At 55.8% G+C, this 1,053-nt stretch carries 1 protein-coding gene and 1 pseudogene; both read left to right on the top strand.

Annotation, left to right across the window (positions count from 1 at the left end; translation table 11 throughout):
- Window positions 1-250 (top strand): annotated as a pseudogene (locus AC0ZT5_RS35080) (pyruvate dehydrogenase (acetyl-transferring) E1 component subunit alpha); the annotation flags it as partial.
- Window positions 251-256: 6 nt separating this feature from the next.
- Window positions 257-1,053: alpha-ketoacid dehydrogenase subunit beta (locus tag AC0ZT5_RS35075; protein ID WP_488500158.1), on the top strand; the 797-nt coding region annotated here is incomplete at its 3' end.

Raw genomic sequence — 1,053 nt, 5'->3', positions numbered from 1 at the left:
GGTTGAAGAAGTCGAGACGCATAGACGCAACCGCGATCCGATCTTGCTTTATCGCACTGTGCTCCTCGGTGAAGGCATAAATGAAAAGAGTCTGCAAGCAATCGAGGATGAAGTCGTCGAAGCCGTGAAGCAGGCTGTAGAATTTGGTCTAGACAGCCCCCCGCCTCGGCCCGAAACCTTACCCGATTACATGTTCAACTCGCCCCTTGCAGGCCATCACGGTTCTGTGGCTGGGCTGGAGAGGAATTAGTTCCACATGGCAAATGATGCCCACAAGCTTGCCTCGACCCCCGGCGCCCATATTCAGATGACCTATTTTGAAGCTCTGGTGCAGGCGCAGATGGAGGAAATGGATCGTGATGAGCGCGTCGTCCTGATGGGAGAGGACATTTCGATCTATGGCGGTGCCAAACTTATTGAGCGGTTTGGCAAGAACCGGATTTGGAGCACGCCGATTTCGGAAGGCAGTTTCACCGGCCTCGGAATTGGGGCTGCCATCAACGGATTGCGACCGATCGTAGACCTCTCGGTTTCCAGCTTCGTTTATCTCGCCTCGGACCAAATCATCAACCAGGCCTCGAAATTGCGGTATATGACCGGAGGCCAGATCGACATTCCGATCGTGTTTCGCTGCTGGGTGTACTCGCGGGGGTCCAAGGCGGCGCAGCATGCCGACCGACCTTATCCCTCCTTTATGAACGTGCCTGGCCTCAAGATCATCAGCCCGACAAGCGCCGCAGACATCAAGGGGCTGATGAAAACCGCCATTCGCGACGGTGATCCGGTAATGGTTTTCGAAGACACCTGCCTGTGGCCGGTGAAGGGCGATGTGACCACAGACCCGGATCATCTAATCCCGATTGGCAAAGCGGATGTGAAGCGCGAAGGAGAAGACGTAACCCTTATCGCTGTTGCCGGTGTCATTCAGCCGACGATGGAAGCGGTCAGCGCGCTCGCCGAGGAAGGCATTTCGGTCGAAGTGATCGATCCACGTACGTTGAAGCCGCTCGATCATGAGGCCTTCAAAACGTCAGTCGCCAAGACCGGACGGTT

Source organism: Mesorhizobium sp. CNPSo 4670 (assembly GCF_057784235.1).
The sequence above is the reverse complement of the archived record's forward strand: the minus strand, read 5'-3'. Positions and strand labels throughout refer to the sequence as shown.